This window comes from Streptococcus mitis (assembly GCF_023109105.1).
Classification (GTDB): Bacteria; Bacillota; Bacilli; order Lactobacillales; family Streptococcaceae; genus Streptococcus; species Streptococcus mitis_BW.
In genome coordinates this window covers 38,399-57,818 of record NZ_JALDTZ010000002.1, presented here as the reverse complement: position 1 = coordinate 57,818, position 19,420 = coordinate 38,399, and the positions used below count along the sequence as shown (strand labels likewise).

Below are 19,420 nucleotides of genomic sequence, written 5' to 3'. Positions count from 1 at the left end.
AAAATGTTATGTCTGAACGTAGAATCTCTGAAAAATCTCTTGAAAATCTAAGAAAATCAAACCAAGAATCCAACTTATTAACCAGAGAAGCCATAGAAACAGCCCTCTTGCAGCTCTTGGAAAAAAAGGACTTGACCAAGATTAGTATTTCTGAATTGGTCAAACGGGCAGGTGTTTCGCGGGCGGCCTTTTACCGTAATTATGATTCCAAAGAGGAAATTTTAGAGAGTGTCTTTAAACGGAGTGTCCACAATATTATGGAACAGTTGCATCATTATGATTTAAAAACAGATCTTTATCTGGTCTGGGTTCATCTTTTCCGAGAGGCTAGAAAAGAAGCCAGAGTGATTCAACTTGCCTTAGATTACCATTTGGAAAAAATCTTTGTCCAGGCCATGCAGGAATTTTTAGAAAAATACCATGGAAAATCAAAAGGTGTCAGCTCTTATCTTCATTCCTTCTGGAGCTCAGCCATTGTATCTGTCCTTCTAAAATGGATCAAGGATGGCATGAAAGTACCTGCTGAAAAGATTGCGGATTTACGGTTACCATTTTTTAAAAAATAGAGAAAAAGGAGAAAAGAGATGACTGAAAAAAGACTAGCCTGGGATGAGTACTTTGCAGCTCAAGCCCTACTAATTGCCAATCGTTCCACTTGTAAACGTGCCAAAGTGGGCGCAATTCTGGTAAAGGATAATAAGGTAATTTCCACTGGTTACAATGGTTCGGTGTCAGGGACTGAGCATTGTATTGACCACGAATGTCTGGTCATCGAAGGACACTGTGTTCGCACCCTTCACGCTGAGGTCAATGCTATCCTTCAAGGTGCAGAACGTGGTGTTCCTAAAGGCTTTACAGCCTATGTAACCCATTTTCCTTGTCTCAACTGTACAAAACAATTGCTGCAGGTAGGTTGCAAGCGCGTGGTTTATATCAACCAGTACCGAATGGACGATTATGCCCAATACCTTTATCAAGAAAAGGGAACAGAATTGACCCATTTACCACTTGAGACAGTACAGTCCGCTCTTAAAGAGGCAGATTTAATGTAAAAATTATCAAAAATAAATGGTTTAGAAAGATTTTTAAACCGTTTTTTGGTATAATAAGAAGAATAAATTGAAAGAAGGAACTCAAAAAATGGGAAAAATTGAAGTTATTAATCATCCACTGATTCAACACAAATTGTCAATCTTGCGTCGTACAGATACTTCTACAAAAGCTTTTCGTGAGCTAGTAGATGAGATTGCAATGTTGATGGGGTATGAAGTACTTCGTGATCTTCCACTAGAAGATGTGGAAATCGAAACACCAATCACAAAAACAGTTCAAAAACAATTGGCAGGTAAGAAATTGGCCATCGTTCCAATCTTGCGTGCAGGTATCGGGATGGTTGATGGGCTCTTGAGCTTGGTTCCAGCTGCTAAGGTTGGTCACATCGGTATGTACCGTGATGAAGAAACACTTCAACCAGTTGAGTACTTGGTGAAATTGCCTGAAGATATTGACCAACGTCAAATTTTTGTCGTAGACCCAATGTTGGCAACAGGTGGCTCAGCAATCTTGGCTGTTGACTCGCTTAAAAAACGTGGTGCATCAAATATTAAATTTGTCTGCCTTGTATCTGCACCAGAAGGTGTCAAAGCCCTACAAGAAGCTTATCCAGATGTAGAAATCTTTACAGCAGCCTTGGATGAACGCTTGAACGAACACGGTTATATCGTTCCAGGTCTTGGAGATGCTGGAGATCGCTTGTTCGGTACGAAATAAGATCGAAAAGAAGAATGACTTGGAAAAGAATTTCCAGTCACGAAAGGAGGTTAAATTTTTGTTTCTGTCTAATGAAAACAGAGCAAAAATTTGACCTTTTTTGACCAAGATATTATAATAGTCTTATCTTCAGTCATTTGACCAACAAAATTAAAATTCAAAAGGAGAAATAAATGATTCCTGTAGTTATTGAACAAACAAGCCGTGGAGAACGTTCATACGATATTTACTCACGTCTTTTAAAAGACCGCATCATTATGCTGACAGGTCCAGTTGAAGACAATATGGCTAACTCTGTTATTGCTCAGTTGCTCTTCTTGGATGCTCAAGATAGTACAAAAGATATTTACCTTTATGTCAATACACCTGGTGGTTCTGTTTCAGCTGGTTTGGCAATCGTTGATACCATGAACTTTATTAAGGCAGATGTCCAAACCATCGTTATGGGAATGGCTGCATCTATGGGAACAGTCATCGCATCAAGTGGAGCCAAAGGCAAACGTTTCATGCTTCCAAATGCAGAGTATATGATTCACCAACCAATGGGTGGTACAGGTGGTGGTACTCAACAAACCGATATGGCGATCGCTGCAGAACACTTGCTCAAAACTCGTAATACCTTGGAAAAAATCTTGGCTGAAAATTCAGGTCAGTCAATCGAAAAAGTCCATGCGGATGCAGAACGTGATAACTGGATGAGTGCCCAAGAAACACTTGAATATGGCTTCATTGATGAAATCATGGCCAACAATTCATTGAACTAATGATTAAAGAAGGCAAACTCGACTGGGTTTGCTTTTTTTGGTATAATAGGGAGAGATTTCTTAGAAAGAGGATTTATCATGTTTGAAAAAGTCAATCGATCTGGCTTGATTATCTATCTTTACTATAATCGTGATGCAAAAAAACTGCAGGATTATGGAGATATTACCTATCATTCCAAGAAACATCGTTACTTACAACTCTATGTTCCAACTCAAGAAGTGGAGCAATTGGTCGGGCGCTTGAGCAAGGAAAGATTTATCAAAAAAGTTAGAGTTTGTCATATCCAAGAATTGGAAACACCCTTTGTGGGCAATCTTTATCGAGAGGAAAACGCAATCATTTAAAAAATATAAAAAAAGTGTTGACAATTTTCTGATAATTCGGTATATTCTTAACATGCTATTTATTTAAGAAATAAGGAGATAAAAAATGAAGAAAAAATTTGCCCTATCGTTTGTGGCGCTTGCAAGTGTAGCACTTCTTGCAGCCTGTGGAGAAGTGAAATCTGGAGCGTCAAACGCTGCTGGTAACTCAGTAGATGAAAAGACAATCAAAATCGGATTTAACTTCGAGGAAACTGGTGCCGTAGCAGCCTACGGTACATCTGAACAAAAAGGTGCCCAACTTGCCGTTGATGAAATCAATGCCGCAGGTGGTATCGATGGAAAAAAAATCGAAGTAGTTGATAAAGATAACAAGTCTGAAACTGCTGAGGCGGCTTCAGTAACAACTAACCTTGTAACTCAATCTAAAGTATCAGCAATCGTAGGACCTGCGACATCTGGTGCAACTGCAGCTGCGGTAGCTAACGCTACAAAAGCAGGTGTTCCATTGATTTCACCAAGTGCAACTCAAGATGGATTGACTAAAGGCCAAGATTACCTCTTTATCGGAACTTTCCAAGATAGCTTCCAAGGAAAGATTATCGCAAACTATGTTTCTGAAAAATTAAACGCTAAGAAAGTTGTTCTTTACACTGACAATGCCAGTGACTATGCTAAAGGTATTGCCAAAGCTTTCCGTGAAGCTTACAAAGGCGAAATCGTTGCAGATGAAACTTTCGTAGCAGGTGACACAGACTTCCAAGCAGCTTTGACAAAAATCAAAGATAAAGACTTTGATGCGATCGTATTACCAGGTTACTACACTGAAGCTGGTAAAATTGTAAACCAAGCGCGTGGTATGGGAATTGACAAACCAATCGTTGGTGGTGATGGATTCAACGGTGAAGAGTTTGTGCAACAAGCAACTCCTGAAAAAGCATCAAACATCTACTTTATCTCAGGCTTCTCAACTACTGTAGAAGTTTCACCTAAAGCAAAAGCCTTCCTTGAAGCTTACCGTGCAAAATATAACGAAGATCCTTCAACATTTGCAGCTCTTGCTTATGACTCAGTTCACCTTGTAGCAAACGCAGCAAAAGGTGCTAAAAACTCAGGTGAGATCAAGGACAACCTTGCTAAAACAAAAGACTTTGAAGGTGTAACTGGTCAAACAAGCTTCGATGCAGACCACAACACAGTCAAAACTGCTTACATGATGACCATGAACAATGGTAAGGTTGAAGCAGCAGAAGTTGTAAAACCATAATAGAAAAATGTTGAAATAGGGAATGAGCCGTTGACTCACTCCCTGTTTCGATGTTTAGTACTCTTCGAAAATCACATTCAAACCGCGTCAACGTCGCCTTGCCGTACTCAAGTACAGCCTGCGGCTAGTTTCCTAGTTTGCTCTTTGATTTTCATTGAGTATAAGAACCTATCAAAAATTGAGGGAAAACCCTCAAAATTATAAATAGAAAGAGTGAATCTTATGCTCCAACAACTAGTAAATGGTTTGATTCTAGGTAGTGTTTACGCACTGTTAGCCCTAGGATATACCATGGTTTACGGAATTATCAAGCTCATCAACTTCGCCCACGGTGATATTTATATGATGGGAGCCTTTATTGGTTATTTCTTGATTAATTCTTTCCAAATGAATTTCTTTGTAGCGCTAATTGTAGCTATGCTAGCTACAGCCATCCTTGGTGTCGTGATTGAGTTCCTTGCTTACCGACCTTTGCGCCACTCAACTCGTATTGCTGTTTTGATTACGGCTATTGGGGTTTCCTTCCTACTTGAGTATGGAATGGTCTATCTGGTTGGTGCCAATACTCGTGCTTTTCCTCAAGCGATTCAAACAGTTCGCTATGATTTGGGACCAATTAGCCTAACAAATGTACAGTTAATGATCTTGGCCATTTCCTTGATTTTGATGATTTTGTTACAAGTCATTGTCCAAAAGACTAAGATGGGGAAAGCCATGCGTGCAGTATCCGTAGATAGCGATGCAGCACAATTGATGGGAATCAATGTAAACCGTACTATCAGCTTTACCTTTGCTTTGGGTTCCGCTCTTGCGGGTGCGGCTGGTGTTCTGATTGCCCTCTATTATAACTCTCTTGAGCCTTTGATGGGTGTTACTCCAGGTCTTAAGTCTTTCGTTGCCGCTGTACTTGGTGGTATCGGAATTATTCCTGGTGCGGCTCTTGGTGGATTTGTAATTGGTCTATTGGAAACCTTTGCGACAGCCTTTGGAATGTCAGACTTCCGTGATGCCATTGTTTATGGAATCTTGTTGTTGATCTTGATTGTCCGCCCAGCTGGTATCCTTGGTAAAAATGTGAAAGAGAAGGTGTAAACAATGAAAGAAAATTTAAAAGTTAATATTCTATGGTTACTCCTTTTGTTAGCTGGCTATGGCTTGATTAGTGTACTGGTTTCAGTCGGAGTACTCAATCTATTCTATGTACAGATTTTACAACAAATTGGGATTAATATTATTCTGGCTGTTGGTCTTAACTTAATCGTTGGTTTTTCAGGCCAATTTTCACTTGGGCATGCTGGTTTCATGGCGATTGGTGCCTATGCTGCTGCTATTATTGGTTCTAAATCACCAACTTACGGTGCCTTCTTTGGAGCTATGCTTGTAGGGGCTTTGGTTTCAGGAGCAGTTGCCTTACTTGTCGGAATTCCAACTTTGCGCTTGAAGGGAGACTATCTTGCGGTAGCGACTCTTGGTGTTTCTGAAATTATCCGTATCTTTATCATCAATGGTGGAAGCCTTACAAACGGTGCGGCAGGTATCTTGGGAATTCCTAATTTTACAACTTGGCAAATGGTTTACTTCTTTGTCGTGATTACAACCATTGCAACCTTGAACTTCTTACGTAGTCCAATTGGGCGTTCAACCCTTTCTGTTCGTGAGGATGAAATCGCTGCTGAGTCAGTTGGGGTTAATACGACTAAAATTAAAATCATCGCTTTTGTCTTTGGTGCTATTACTGCAAGTATTGCAGGGTCGCTTCAGGCAGGATTTATCGGTTCAGTTGTACCGAAAGATTATACTTTCATCAACTCAATCAACGTTTTGATCATTGTTGTATTTGGTGGACTTGGCTCAATTACAGGTGCCATTGTTTCGGCTATTGTTCTTGGAATTTTGAATATGCTTCTCCAAGATGTTGCTAGCGTGCGTATGATTATTTACGCTTTAGCCTTGGTATTGGTAATGATTTTCAGACCAGGTGGACTCCTTGGAACATGGGAATTGAGCCTATCACGTTTCTTTAAAAAATCTAAGAAGGAGGAACAAAACTAATGGCATTACTTGAAGTAAAACAGTTAACCAAACATTTTGGCGGTCTAACAGCTGTTGGAGATGTGACTCTTGAATTGAACGAAGGGGAATTGGTTGGACTAATTGGTCCAAACGGAGCTGGGAAAACCACTCTTTTCAACCTCTTGACGGGTGTTTATGAACCAAGTGAGGGGACAGTTACCCTAGATGGTCACCTTTTGAATGGAAAGGCACCATATAAGATTGCTTCTTTGGGACTTGGCCGTACTTTCCAAAATATCCGTCTCTTTAAAGATTTAACAGTTTTGGACAATGTTTTGATCGCTTTTGGCAACCATCACAAACAACATGTTTTTGCTAGTTTCTTACGCTTACCAGCTTTTTATAAGAGTGAAAAAGAATTAAAGGATAAAGCTTTGGAATTGCTGAAAATCTTTGATTTAGATGGCGATGCAGAGACTCTTGCTAAAAACCTTGCCTACGGACAGCAACGTCGTTTGGAAATTGTTCGTGCCCTTGCTACGGAACCTAAAATTCTCTTTTTAGATGAACCAGCAGCAGGTATGAACCCACAGGAAACAGCTGAATTGACTGAGTTAATTCGTCGTATCAAAGATGAATTTAAGATTACAATCATGCTGATTGAACACGATATGAATCTGGTCATGGAAGTTACAGAACGCATCTATGTACTTGAATATGGTCGTTTAATTGCTCAAGGAACTCCAGACGAAATTAAGACCAATAAACGCGTTATCGAAGCTTATCTAGGAGGTGAAGCCTAATGTCTATGTTAAAAGTTGAAAATCTTTCTGTACATTACGGTATGATCCAAGCAGTCCGTGATGTAAGCTTTGAAGTGAATGAAGGAGAAGTAGTTTCCCTTATAGGTGCCAATGGTGCAGGTAAGACAACCATTCTCCGTACCTTGTCTGGTTTGGTTAGACCGAGTTCAGGAAAGATTGAATTTTTAGGTCAAGAAATCCAAAAAATGCCAGCTCAGAAGATTGTAGCAGGTGGTCTTTCACAAGTACCAGAAGGACGCCACGTCTTCCCTGGTTTGACTGTTATGGAAAATCTTGAAATGGGAGCTTTCTTAAAGAAAAATCGTGAAGAGAATCAAGCTAACTTGAAGAAGGTTTTCTCACGCTTTCCTCGTCTTGAAGAACGGAAGAACCAAGATGCAGCAACTCTTTCAGGTGGTGAGCAACAAATGCTTGCTATGGGTCGTGCCCTCATGTCAACACCTAAACTCCTTCTTTTAGACGAACCATCAATGGGACTTGCCCCAATCTTTATCCAAGAGATTTTTGATATCATTCAAGATATCCAGAAACAAGGGACAACTGTCCTCTTGATTGAACAAAACGCTAATAAAGCACTCGCAATCTCTGACCGAGGCTATGTACTGGAAACAGGAAAAATCGTCCTATCAGGAACAGGAAAAGAACTCGCCTCATCAGAAGAAGTCAGAAAAGCATATCTGGGTGGCTAAAACAATCCAGTGGATTGTTTTAGTCGGCAGATGGAGATTGCGAAGCAATCATCATCATTATAGTCCGGTGGACCTTTTTAGTCGGTAGATAAAGATTGCTCAAGAAATCTTCAGACAGTCTGGGAGACTAGTTTAGGTTGCGAATGGAGATTGCAAACAAATCTGCATCTATATTGAAAGCTTAATTTCTAATAATTGAAAAAATCGAATGAAAGGTATCTAACTTTCATTCACGGAGCTCGATTTCAGAGCTCTTTTTGCTAGCTTATTCATACTTTTCTGAATTTTGAAAAAGAAATGTAAGCGTTTGATAGATTTACAAAAAGATTGTATAATAGGGATAAGAATAGAAAAGGAGAAGTCTCATGGCAGTTAAAGATTTTATGACCCGCAAGGTAGTGTACATTAGTCCAGATACAACAGTATCTCATGCAGCAGATTTGATGAGAGAGCAAGGGTTGCACCGCTTGCCTGTTATCGAAAATGATCAATTGGTTGGTTTGGTAACTGAAGGAACAATTGCGCAAGCTAGTCCATCAAAAGCAACAAGTCTTTCTATCTATGAGATGAACTATCTTCTAAATAAGACCAAAGTAAAAGATGTCATGATTCGTGACGTTGTTACTGTTTCAGGTTATGCTAGTCTAGAAGATGCAACTTATCTGATGTTAAAGAACAAGATTGGTATTCTTCCTGTCGTAGATAACCATCAAGTCTATGGTGTTATTACAGACCGTGACGTTTTCCAAGCCTTTCTTGAAATTGCTGGTTACGGTGAAGAAGGAATTCGTGTGCGCTTTGTTACAGAAGATGAAGTTGGTGTACTCGGAAAGATTGTTTCTTTGATTGTAGAAGAAAATTTGAATATTTCCCATACAGTCAATATCCCACGAAAAGATGGTAAGGTGATTATCGAAGTTCAAATTGATGGTTCAGTTGATTTGTCATCCTTAAAGCAAAAATTTGAATCAGAGAATATTCAAGTCGAAGAAATCACTCGTACTTCAGCAAAAGTCTTGTAAGAAGGGAAGCCGAAAGGCTTCTTTTTATGTCTAATAATGGATTAGAGCAAAAGATGGAAAGAAATGATAGAATATGGTATAATAAAATGATACAAAAAAGGAGTATTTATGGACATTTCAGAAATTCGTCAGAAAATTGACGCAAATCGTGAAAAATTAGCTTCTTTCAGGGGGTCTCTTTGACCTCGAAGGTCTAGAGGAAGAGATTGCCATCTTGGAAAATAAGATGACAGAACCTGATTTTTGGAACGATAATATCGCGGCCCAAAAAACGTCGCAAGAATTAAATGAATTAAAAAACACCTATAACACCTTCCACAAAATGGAAGAGTTGCAGGATGAAGTTGAAATTTTATTAGACTTTTTAGCTGAAGATGAGTCAGTGCATGAAGAGCTGGTTGAACAGTTGTCAGAGCTTGATAAGATGATGACCAGTTACGAGATGACCCTTCTCTTGTCAGAACCTTATGACCACAATAATGCCATCTTGGAAATCCATCCAGGCTCCGGTGGTACAGAGGCTCAGGATTGGGGTGATATGTTGCTTCGTATGTACACTCGCTATGGAAATGCTAAAGGCTTTAAAGTAGAAGTTTTGGATTACCAAGCAGGAGATGAAGCTGGTATTAAGTCGGTAACTCTATCATTTGAAGGCCCTAATGCCTATGGCCTTCTCAAGTCAGAAATGGGTGTTCACCGCTTGGTGCGAATCTCACCATTTGACTCTGCCAAACGTCGTCATACCTCTTTCACATCTGTAGAAGTGATGCCTGAGTTGGACGATACCATTGAAGTGGAAATCCGAGAAGATGACATCAAGATGGATACCTTCCGTTCAGGTGGTGCCGGTGGACAAAACGTCAACAAGGTTTCAACAGGTGTACGTTTAACTCACATTCCAACTGGAATTGTTGTCCAATCAACAGTGGATCGTACCCAGTATGGAAATAGAGATCGAGCTATGAAGATGTTGCAGGCCAAGCTCTATCAAATGGAGCAAGAGAAGAAAGCCGCGGAGGTAGATTCCCTCAAGGGTGAGAAAAAAGAAATCACATGGGGAAGTCAAATCCGTTCTTATGTTTTCACGCCATATACTATGGTAAAAGATCACCGAACTAGCTTTGAGGTTGCTCAGGTAGATAAAGTTATGGATGGAGACCTAGATGGTTTCATTGATGCCTATCTCAAGTGGCGCATCAGCTAACATAGAAAGGAACTCACATGTCAATCATTGAAATGAGAGATGTCGTCAAAAAATACGACAATGGAACGACTGCCCTACGCGGTGTTTCGGTCAGCGTTCAACCGGGGGAATTTGCTTATATCGTAGGTCCTTCAGGAGCAGGGAAGTCAACATTCATTAGAGCTTTATACCGCGAAGTAAAAATCGAAAAAGGAAGCTTAACTGTAGCTGGTTTTAATCTGGTTAAAATTAAGAAGAAAGATGTCCCTCTCCTACGTCGTAGTGTTGGGGTTGTCTTCCAAGATTATAAACTGTTACCAAAGAAAACTGTTTATGAAAATATTGCTTATGCAATGGAGGTAATTGGAGAAAGTCGCCGTAATATCAAAAAACGGGTTATGGAAGTCTTAGACTTGGTTGGATTGAAGCATAAGGTTCGTTCTTTCCCAAATGAACTTTCGGGGGGAGAGCAACAACGGATTGCGATTGCGCGTGCTATTGTAAACAATCCCAAAGTATTAATAGCTGATGAACCAACAGGAAACTTGGACCCAGATAATTCATGGGAAATCATGAATTTGTTGGAACGCATCAATCTCCAAGGTACAACTGTCTTGATGGCTACCCACAACAGTCAGATTGTAAATACCTTGCGCCACCGTGTCATTGCCATTGAAAATGGTCGTGTAGTTCGTGACGAAGCTAAAGGAGAATATGGATACGATGATTAGTAGATTTTTTCGTCATTTATTTGAATCATTAAAAAGTTTGAAACGAAATGGCTGGATGACAGTAGCTGCTGTCAGTTCAGTTATGATTACTTTGACCTTGGTTGCAATATTTGCATCTGTTATCTTTAATACGGCTAAACTAGCTACAGATATTGAAAATAATGTCCGAGTAATGGTATACATTCGTAAGGATGTAGCTGATAATAGTGAGACGATTGAAAAAGAAGGTCAGACTGTTACAAATAACGACTACCATAAGGTATACGATGCTTTAAAAGGTATGTCAACTGTTAAAAGTGTTACGTTTTCAAGTAAAGAAGAACAATATGAAAAATTAACCGAGACAATGGGGGACAACTGGAAAATCTTTGAAGGGGATGCCAATCCTCTCTATGATGCCTATATCGTTGATACCAATACACCAAGTGATGTAAAGACAGTAGCGGAAGAAGCTAAAAAAATTGAAGGTGTGTCAGAAGTTCAAGATGGTGGTGCTAATACAGAACGCTTGTTTAAGTTAGCCTCATTTATTCGTGTCTGGGGACTAGCTATCGCGGGATTATTGATTTTCATTGCAGTGTTCTTGATTTCTAATACTATTCGTATCACCATTATTTCACGCAGTCGTGAAATTCAAATTATGCGTTTAGTAGGTGCTAAGAATGGATATATCCGCGGACCATTCTTGCTTGAAGGTGCCTTCATTGGTTTGTTTGGAGCAACCCTTCCATCAGTTTTGGTTTACTTTGTCTATAACCGAGTATTCCAATCTGTTAACCCATCTTTGGTTGGACAAAATCTATCGTTGATTACACCGGATACCTTTATCCCATTGATGATTGGTCTCTTGTTCGTCATTGGAATCTGTATCGGTTCACTTGGTTCAGGAATTTCAATGCGCCGATTCCTGAAAATCTAAAATAAAATAGAAGTATATTTGAGGAGATTTTAATATCTCCTTTTTTGCTACAAAAATTTTAGAAAAAGTGTACTTTTTTTTATAAAAGCCTTTACAAAAAAAAATAAAGTGGTATAATTAATACATAGTTAAGTGCAAACGTTTTCGTAAAACGTTTGCCTAAATAAAAATAAAGGAGATTTGAATGATGAAAGATACATTCAAAAATGTCTTGTCTTTCGAGTTTTGGCAAAAATTCGGTAAGGCTTTGATGGTGGTTATCGCTGTTATGCCGGCTGCTGGTTTGATGATTTCAATCGGTAAGTCACTTGTGATGATTAACCCAACCTTTGCACCACTTGTAGTTACAGGTGGAATTCTTGAGCAAATTGGTTGGGGGGTTATCGGTAACCTTCACATTTTGTTTGCCCTAGCAATTGGAGGAAGCTGGGCTAAAGAACGTGCTGGTGGTGCTTTCGCCGCTGGTCTTGCCTTCATCTTGATTAACCGTATCACTGGTACAATCTTTGGTGTATCAGGCGATATGTTGAAAAATCCAGATGCTATGGTAACTACTTTCTTTGGTGGTTCAATCAAAGTTGCTGATTACTTTATCAGTGTTCTTGAAGCACCAGCCCTTAACATGGGTGTATTCGTAGGGATTATCTCAGGTTTTGTAGGGGCAACTGCCTATAACAAATACTACAACTACCGTAAACTTCCAGACGCACTTTCATTCTTTAACGGAAAACGTTTTGTACCGTTTGTTGTTATTCTTCGTTCAGCAATCGCTGCAATTCTACTTGCTGCTTTCTGGCCAGTAGTTCAAACAGGTATCAATAGCTTTGGTATCTGGATTGCCAACTCACAAGAAACTGCACCAATCCTTGCACCATTCTTGTTTGGTACTTTGGAACGTTTGCTCTTGCCATTTGGTCTTCACCATATGTTGACTATCCCAATGAACTACACAGCTCTTGGTGGTACTTATGACATTTTAACTGGTGCAGCTAAAGGTACTCAAGTATTTGGTCAAGACCCACTATGGCTTGCATGGGTAACAGACCTTGTTAACCTTAAAGGTACAGATGCAAGTCACTACCAACAATTGTTAGATACTGTTCACCCAGCTCGTTTCAAAGTTGGACAAATGATCGGTTCATTCGGTATCTTGATGGGTGTGATCGTGGCTATCTACCGTAATGTCGATGCTGATAAGAAACATCAATATAAAGGTATGATGATTGCAACAGCTCTTGCAACATTCTTGACAGGGGTTACTGAACCAATCGAATACATGTTCATGTTTGTAGCAACACCTATGTATCTTGTTTACTCACTTGTTCAAGGTGCTGCCTTCGCTATGGCTGACGTAGTAAACCTACGTGTCCACTCATTCGGTTCAATTGAATTCTTGACTCGTACACCACTAGCAATTAATGCTGGTATTGGTATGGATATCGTTAACTTTATCTGGGTAACTGTTCTCTTTGCTGTAATCATGTACTTTATCGCAAACTTCATGATTCAAAAATTCAACTACGCAACTCCAGGACGTAACGGAAACTATGAAACTGCTGAAGGAGCTTCAGAAGGAGCTAGCAGTGAAGTGAAAGTTGCAGCAGGTTCTCAAGCTGTAAACATTATCAACCTTCTTGGTGGACGTGCAAACATCGTTGATGTTGATGCATGTATGACTCGTCTTCGTGTAACTGTTAAAGATGCAGATAAAGTAGGAAATGCAGAGCAATGGAAAGCAGAAGGAGCTATGGGTCTTGTCATGAAAGGACAAGGAGTTCAAGCTATCTACGGTCCAAAAGCAGACGTATTGAAATCTGATATCCAAGATATCCTTGATTCAGGTGAAATCATTCCTGAAACTCTTCCAAGTCAAATGACAGAAGCGCAACAAAACACTGTTCAATTCAAAGGTCTTACTGAGGAAGTTTACTCAGTAGCTGATGGCCAAGTTGTTGCTTTGGAACAAGTAAAAGATCCAGTATTTGCTCAAAAAATGATGGGTGATGGATTTGCTGTAGAACCTGCAAATGGAAATATTGTATCTCCAGTTTCAGGTACTGTATCAAGCATCTTCCCTACAAAACATGCTCTTGGTCTTGTGACTGAAGCAGGTCTTGAAGTACTGGTTCACATTGGTTTGGATACAGTAAGTCTTGAAGGAAAACCATTTATAGTTCATGTAGCTGAAGGACAAAAAGTTGCAGCAGGTGATCTTCTTGTCACAGCTGACTTGGATGCTATCCGTGCAGCAGGTCGTGAAACTTCAACAGTGGTTGTCTTCACAAATGCTGAAGCTATTAAATCAGTTAAATTAGAACAAACAGGTTCTCTTGCAGCGAAAACAGCAGTTGCAAAAGTAGAATTGTAATATACTTGAGGTTGGAAGCTGTTTTCCAACCTCTTGTTTTAGGAGAAAATCATGAAATTTTTAACACTCAATACCCACAGTTGGATGGAGAAAGAAGCAGAAGAAAAATTCCAGCTCTTGCTCCGAGATATTCTTGATAAAGATTATGATTTGATTTGTTTCCAAGAAATCAATCAGGAAATTACTTCTCCTGAGGTGGAGGTTAATGATTTCTATCAAGCTTTACCTGCAGCAGAGCCAATTCACCAAGACCACTATGTTAGACTTTTGGTTGAAAAATTGTCTGAGAAGGGAAGAAGCTACTATTGGACTTGGGCCTATAACCATATCGGTTATGATCGCTACCATGAAGGTGTGGCTATCTTGTCCAAAACACCTATTGAGGCGCGTGAGATTTTGGTATCAGATGTAGATGATCCAACAGATTATCATACACGTAGAGTTGCCTTGGCAGAAACTGTAGTAGATGATAAGGAGCTTGCAATTGCTAGTGTCCACCTTTCTTGGTGGGATAAAGGGTTCCAAGAAGAATGGGCACGATTTGAAGCTGTCTTGAAAGAATTGAATAAGCCACTTTTACTAGCTGGAGATTTCAACAATCCAGCTGGGCAGGAGGGTTACCAAGCTATTTTAGCTAGTCCATTAGGCCTACAAGACGCCTTTGAAGTTGCTCAAGAGAAAAGTGGTAGCTATACTGTTCCACCAGAAATTGATGGTTGGAAAGGGAACACTGAACCCCTTCGAATCGACTATGTTTTTACTACCAAAGAGTTAGAGGTGGAAAATTTACATGTCGTATTTGATGGTAACAAGAGTCCGCAAGTCAGTGATCACTATGGCTTGAATGCTATTTTAAACTGGAAATAATGACTGAAAAGAGGTTGGAATTATGAAGTTCCAGCCTTTTTCTGACTAGAGAAGCTACTGGAAATATACTAATACTCAATAAAAATCAAAGAGCAAACTAGGAAGCTAGCCGCAGGTTGCTCAAAGCACTGCTTTGAGGTTGCAGATGGAAGCTGACGTGGTTTGAAGAGATTTTCGAAGAGTATAAATAAGTGAGGGTACTGAAATAGAACAAAATATGGTATAATTGATAAGATAGATAGAATCGAGGATATTATGTCATTTACGAAATTTCAATTTAAAAACTATATTAGAGAAGCCTTGGAGGAGTTAAAATTTACAACTCCAACAGAGGTGCAAGACAAGTTGATTCCTATTGTTTTAGCAGGTCGTGACCTAGTCGGTGAATCAAAAACAGGTTCAGGTAAGACTCATACTTTCTTGTTGCCGATTTTCCAGCAATTAGATGAAGCTAGTGATAGTGTACAGGCAGTGATTACGGCACCGAGCCGTGAATTGGCTACTCAGATTTACCAAGCAGCTCGTCAGATTGCCGCTCATTCAGATGTAGAAGTACGTGTCGTTAACTATGTTGGTGGAACAGACAAGGCCCGTCAGATTGACAAATTAGCAAGTAATCAACCACACATTGTCATTGGGACGCCAGGTCGTATTTATGATTTGGTAAAATCTGGAGACCTAGCTATTCATAAAGCTAAGACTTTTGTGGTCGATGAGGCAGACATGACCTTGGATATGGGATTTTTAGAAACTGTTGATAAGATTGCAGGAAGTCTTCCAAAAGACTTGCAATTCATGGTCTTCTCAGCAACCATCCCACAAAAGTTGCAACCATTCTTGAAAAAATACTTGTCAAATCCTGTCATGGAGAAAATCAAGACCAAAACAGTTATCTCTGACACCATTGATAACTGGTTGATTTCTACCAAGGGACGTGATAAGAATGCTCAAATTTACCAGTTGACTCAGTTGATGCAGCCTTATTTGGCAATGATTTTTGTGAACACTAAAACACGCGCTGATGAATTACATTCATACCTGACCGCTCAAGGTTTGAAGGTGGCAAAGATTCATGGAGATATTGCCCCTCGCGAACGCAAGCGTATCATGAATCAGGTGAAAAATCTGGATTTTGAGTATATTGTAGCAACAGATTTGGCAGCGCGTGGAATTGATATTGAAGGTGTTAGTCATGTCATCAATGATGCCATTCCGCAAGATTTATCTTTCTTTGTTCACCGAGTTGGTCGTACTGGACGAAATGGTCTAGCTGGTACAGCTATTACCCTTTACCAGCCAAGTGATGACTCGGATATCCGTGAGTTGGAGAAATTGGGAATCAAGTTTACTCCTAAGATGGTCAAAGACGGGGAATTTCAAGATACTTATGACCGTGATCGTCGTGCCAATCGTGAGAAGAAGCAAGATAAGCTTGATATTGAAATGATTGGTCTGGTCAAAAAGAAAAAGAAAAAAGTTAAACCGGGCTATAAGAAAAAAATCCAGTGGGCGGTTGATGAAAAACGCCGTAAAACCAAGCGTGCAGAAAGTCGTGCTCGCGGTCGTGCAGAGCGTAAAGCAAAACGCCAAACATTTTAATAGTAATTGTTGGAGTACTGAGCTCCAACTTTTTTTATTTATGAGAACGAACTATCTATACAGAAACACTACATTATAGACTGCAAATTGCACCTAAAAATGGTATAATGGTAGAGTTATATAGTCCCGATAAGATGGTAGAAATTTCTATTTTTTCTTTCGAGTCGCAACTCGCAAAGAATGACGGTTCCAAAGTCGTTCGTCATTCTACGGTTGCCGCTATAGGCGGTCACCCTATGCACCTTACTAGCTTCATAAATGTTTTTATTTCTTACGCGTTGTAACTCTTAGACTATAGAAATACCTATCAGTACTTTGTAACTCTATAACACTATTTTTAAGGGGGGGACATTTTTATGTCAGAACGTAAATTATTCACGTCTGAATCTGTATCTGAGGGGCATCCAGATAAGATTGCAGACCAAATTTCAGATGCGATTTTGGATGCTATTTTAGAGCAAGATCCAGAGGCGCACGTGGCTGCTGAAACAGCTGTTTATACTGGTTCAGTACATGTTTTCGGTGAAATTTCAACCAATGCTTATGTCGATATTAACCGAGTGGTTCGTGATACTATTGCAGAAATCGGTTATACCAATACAGAGTACGGTTTTTCTGCGGAGACGGTAGGAGTTCACCCATCCTTGGTAGAACAATCACCAGATATCGCTCAAGGGGTTAATGAAGCCTTAGAAGTTCGTGGAAATGCGGATCAAGATCCACTTGACTTGATTGGAGCTGGAGATCAAGGTCTCATGTTTGGTTTTGCAGTGGATGAAACTGAAGAACTCATGCCATTGCCAATCTCACTCAGTCACAAGTTGGTTCGTCGTTTGGCAGAGCTTCGTAAGTCTGGTGAAATTAGCTATCTTCGTCCAGACGCCAAATCTCAAGTTACGGTTGAGTATGATGAAAATGACCAGCCAGTGCGCGTGGATACAGTCGTTATTTCAACTCAACACGATCCAGAAGTCAGCAATGAACAAATCCATGAGGATGTGATTAACAAGGTCATCAAAGAAGTGATTCCAGCTTCGTATCTTGACGATGAAACTAAATTCTTCATCAATCCAACTGGTCGTTTCGTTATCGGAGGACCTCAAGGGGACTCAGGTTTGACGGGTCGTAAGATCATCGTAGATACTTATGGTGGTTACTCACGTCACGGTGGTGGTGCCTTCTCTGGTAAGGATGCCACTAAGGTTGACCGTTCCGCTTCTTATGCAGCTCGCTACATTGCTAAAAACATTGTTGCTGCAGGTCTTGCTAAGAAAGCAGAAGTTCAATTGGCCTACGCAATCGGTGTAGCTCAACCTGTATCTGTCCGTATCGATACTTTCGGTACAGGAACAGTAGCTGAAAGTAAACTTGAAAAAGCAGCGCGTCAAATCTTTGACCTTCGTCCTGCAGGAATCATCCAAATGCTTGACCTCAAACGTCCAATCTACCGTCAAACAGCGGCTTATGGACATATGGGACGTACAGATATTGATCTTCCATGGGAACGCTTGGATAAGGTAGAAGCCTTGAAAGAAGCAGTAAAATAAAATCTTAAGAGGGAGTTTCCCTCTTTTTAATATACTATTTCCTCTAAAATCATTGAAATTATAGCCTGAATTTGATATGATATTTCTATGGATAAAAGTAGAGCAAAACGTGTTGAGCACGATAAAAAGAGAATCGGTTTGATAGCCCTGGTAGCTATCTTTTCAGTAAGTATATGTGTCCTTGGTTCAATGATTGGATACAAAATATATACAAAGCAAAGTTTTGAACAAAGGATTGAATCTCTCAAAAAAGAGAAAGATGATCAATTGAGTGAGGGAAATCAGAAGGATCATTTTCGTAAGGGACAAGCAGAAGTAATTGCCTATTATCCTCTCCAAGGGGAGCAAGTGATTTCATCTGTAAAAGAAATCATGACACAGGATATTAAGGAAAATCTGGAAGACAAGGAAAATCTGGAAGACAAGGAAAATCTGGTTTTCTATTATACGGAGAAACAGGATTCGACTTTAAAAGGGATTGTCAACCGAAGTGTGATGAAACAAGTCTATGATTTAACTCCTTCAAAAGTTGAAGAGACTGAAAAAACTAGTCTTGCAAAAGTCCATTTGACAGAAGATGGCAAACCTTTTACACTTGATCAATTGTTTTCAGATGCTAGTAAAGCCAAAGAGCAGCTGATAAAAGAACTGACCTCTTTCTTACAGGATAAGAAATTGGAGCAAGAAAAGGTCGATCAGCTTGTTAAAGGTTTCTCTGACCAAGACTTATCTTTATGGGATTTTGATTATAAGGATAGTCAAATAATCCTATATCCTAGTCAGGCAGTTGAGAATCTAGATGAGATAGCCTTGCCAGTATCTAGTTTCTTTGAGGTTATTCAGTCCTCATATCTGCTGGATAAGGATGCGGAACTTTATAAGGCTTATTATGAAAAGAAAAATCGTAAAGTAGTAGCCTTGACTTTTGATGATGGACCTAATCCTACAACGACAAATCAAACATTAGATACTCTTTCTAAGTATGGAATTAAGGCTACTTTCTTTGTACTAGGTAAGAATGTTTCTGGAAATGAAGAGATTTTGAAACGCATGAAAGCAGATGGTCATGTCATTGGAAACCATAGTTGGAGCCATCCAGTGCTTTCAAAACTTTCGCTTGATGAAGCTAAGAAACAGATTACTGATACTGAGGATGCGTTGACTAAGGTGCTGGGCGCTAGTTCTAAACTTATGCGTCCGCCTTATGGAGCCATTACAGACGACATTCGCAATAGCCTCGATTTGAGCTTTATTTTGTGGGATGTGGATAGTCTTGACTGGAAGAGTCATAATGAAGCATCTATTCTGACAGAGATTCAGCGTGAAGTGCAGAATGGTTCTATTATTCTCATGCATGATATTCATGCTGAGAGTGTCAATGCTTTACCGAAGGTTATTGACTATTTGAAAGGGCAAGGTTATGACTTTGTGACAATTCCAGATTTGTTAGACTCTCGTCTTAAAGCTCATCAGCTCTATTACGGCCGCAATCAATAATACACAAAATCTAAAGAGAAAAGTTTTCCTTGAAAT

At 39.7% G+C, this 19,420-nt stretch carries 19 protein-coding genes; all 19 read left to right on the top strand.

Annotated elements, in window-relative coordinates; all coding sequences use genetic code 11:
• Positions 1 to 8: 8 nt before the first annotated feature.
• The 19 genes from M1F37_RS01840 (at position 9) to pgdA (ending at position 19,384) form a co-directional block, all read left to right on the top strand.
• Positions 9 to 566 carry a TetR/AcrR family transcriptional regulator gene (locus M1F37_RS01840; RefSeq protein ID WP_000004132.1) on the top strand — a complete coding sequence of 186 codons (558 nt, stop codon included), beginning with the start codon at positions 9 to 11 and terminating at the stop codon, positions 564 to 566.
• A gap of 18 nt (positions 567 to 584) precedes the next feature.
• Positions 585 to 1,052 carry a deoxycytidylate deaminase gene (locus M1F37_RS01835; RefSeq protein WP_000136975.1) on the top strand — a complete coding sequence of 156 codons (468 nt, stop codon included), beginning with the start codon at positions 585 to 587 and terminating at the stop codon, positions 1,050 to 1,052.
• An 88-nt stretch (positions 1,053 to 1,140) separates the two neighbouring features.
• Positions 1,141 to 1,770, top strand: coding sequence for a uracil phosphoribosyltransferase (gene upp / locus M1F37_RS01830; RefSeq protein ID WP_247934492.1), 630 nt, complete (start codon positions 1,141 to 1,143; stop codon positions 1,768 to 1,770).
• Between the two features lie 173 nt (positions 1,771 to 1,943).
• Positions 1,944 to 2,534, top strand: coding sequence for an ATP-dependent Clp protease proteolytic subunit ClpP (gene clpP / locus M1F37_RS01825; RefSeq protein ID WP_000613475.1), 591 nt, complete (start codon positions 1,944 to 1,946; stop codon positions 2,532 to 2,534).
• Positions 2,535 to 2,612: 78 nt separating this feature from the next.
• Positions 2,613 to 2,879, top strand: coding sequence for a YlbG family protein (locus tag M1F37_RS01820; RefSeq protein ID WP_247934491.1), 267 nt, complete (start codon positions 2,613 to 2,615; stop codon positions 2,877 to 2,879).
• Between the two features lie 85 nt (positions 2,880 to 2,964).
• Complete coding sequence (locus M1F37_RS01815; RefSeq protein ID WP_247934490.1) at positions 2,965 to 4,125, top strand: ABC transporter substrate-binding protein; 1,161 nt, start codon at positions 2,965 to 2,967, stop codon at positions 4,123 to 4,125.
• 222 nt (positions 4,126 to 4,347) lie between these two features.
• Complete coding sequence (locus tag M1F37_RS01810; protein ID WP_000941421.1) at positions 4,348 to 5,217, top strand: branched-chain amino acid ABC transporter permease; 870 nt, start codon at positions 4,348 to 4,350, stop codon at positions 5,215 to 5,217.
• Between the two features lie 3 nt (positions 5,218 to 5,220).
• Complete coding sequence (locus tag M1F37_RS01805) at positions 5,221 to 6,177, top strand: branched-chain amino acid ABC transporter permease (RefSeq protein ID WP_247934489.1); 957 nt, start codon at positions 5,221 to 5,223, stop codon at positions 6,175 to 6,177.
• Positions 6,177 to 6,941 (top strand): ABC transporter ATP-binding protein, encoded by a 765-nt coding sequence (locus tag M1F37_RS01800; protein ID WP_201058270.1) that lies wholly within the window; start codon positions 6,177 to 6,179, stop codon positions 6,939 to 6,941. The genes M1F37_RS01805 and M1F37_RS01800 overlap by 1 nt, the downstream gene beginning before the upstream one ends.
• Positions 6,941 to 7,651, top strand: coding sequence for an ABC transporter ATP-binding protein (locus tag M1F37_RS01795; protein WP_000062219.1), 711 nt, complete (start codon positions 6,941 to 6,943; stop codon positions 7,649 to 7,651). The genes M1F37_RS01800 and M1F37_RS01795 overlap by 1 nt, the downstream gene beginning before the upstream one ends.
• Before the next feature lie 365 nt (positions 7,652 to 8,016).
• Positions 8,017 to 8,673, top strand: coding sequence for a CBS domain-containing protein (locus M1F37_RS01790; RefSeq protein ID WP_247934488.1), 657 nt, complete (start codon positions 8,017 to 8,019; stop codon positions 8,671 to 8,673).
• Positions 8,674 to 8,781: 108 nt separating this feature from the next.
• Positions 8,782 to 9,877 (top strand): peptide chain release factor 2 gene (gene prfB / locus M1F37_RS01785; RefSeq protein WP_120769994.1). Its coding sequence is split into 2 segments (ribosomal slippage): positions 8,782 to 8,853 and positions 8,855 to 9,877, totalling 1,095 coding nucleotides; the frame shifts between segments, so codons are not numbered across the junction.
• A gap of 17 nt (positions 9,878 to 9,894) precedes the next feature.
• A complete protein-coding gene (gene ftsE / locus M1F37_RS01780) occupies positions 9,895 to 10,587 on the top strand; it encodes a cell division ATP-binding protein FtsE (protein WP_247934487.1) in 693 nt (230 codons plus the stop codon).
• Entirely contained in the window at positions 10,580 to 11,506 is a 927-nt protein-coding gene (gene ftsX / locus M1F37_RS01775) for a permease-like cell division protein FtsX (RefSeq protein WP_247934486.1), read from the top strand. The genes ftsE and ftsX overlap by 8 nt, the downstream gene beginning before the upstream one ends.
• Positions 11,507 to 11,690: 184 nt before the next feature.
• A complete protein-coding gene (locus M1F37_RS01770) occupies positions 11,691 to 13,874 on the top strand; it encodes a PTS transporter subunit IIBC (protein ID WP_247934485.1) in 2,184 nt (727 codons plus the stop codon).
• 51 nt (positions 13,875 to 13,925) lie between these two features.
• Positions 13,926 to 14,741 (top strand): endonuclease/exonuclease/phosphatase family protein, encoded by an 816-nt coding sequence (locus M1F37_RS01765; RefSeq protein WP_247934484.1) that lies wholly within the window; start codon positions 13,926 to 13,928, stop codon positions 14,739 to 14,741.
• A 255-nt stretch (positions 14,742 to 14,996) separates the two neighbouring features.
• Complete coding sequence (locus tag M1F37_RS01760; protein ID WP_247934483.1) at positions 14,997 to 16,340, top strand: DEAD/DEAH box helicase; 1,344 nt, start codon at positions 14,997 to 14,999, stop codon at positions 16,338 to 16,340.
• Between the two features lie 356 nt (positions 16,341 to 16,696).
• Positions 16,697 to 17,887, top strand: coding sequence for a methionine adenosyltransferase (gene metK / locus M1F37_RS01755; protein ID WP_049494917.1), 1,191 nt, complete (start codon positions 16,697 to 16,699; stop codon positions 17,885 to 17,887).
• Between the two features lie 87 nt (positions 17,888 to 17,974).
• A complete protein-coding gene (gene pgdA, locus M1F37_RS01750; RefSeq protein ID WP_247934482.1) occupies positions 17,975 to 19,384 on the top strand; it encodes a peptidoglycan-N-acetylglucosamine deacetylase PgdA in 1,410 nt (469 codons plus the stop codon).
• Positions 19,385 to 19,420 lie beyond the last annotated feature (36 nt).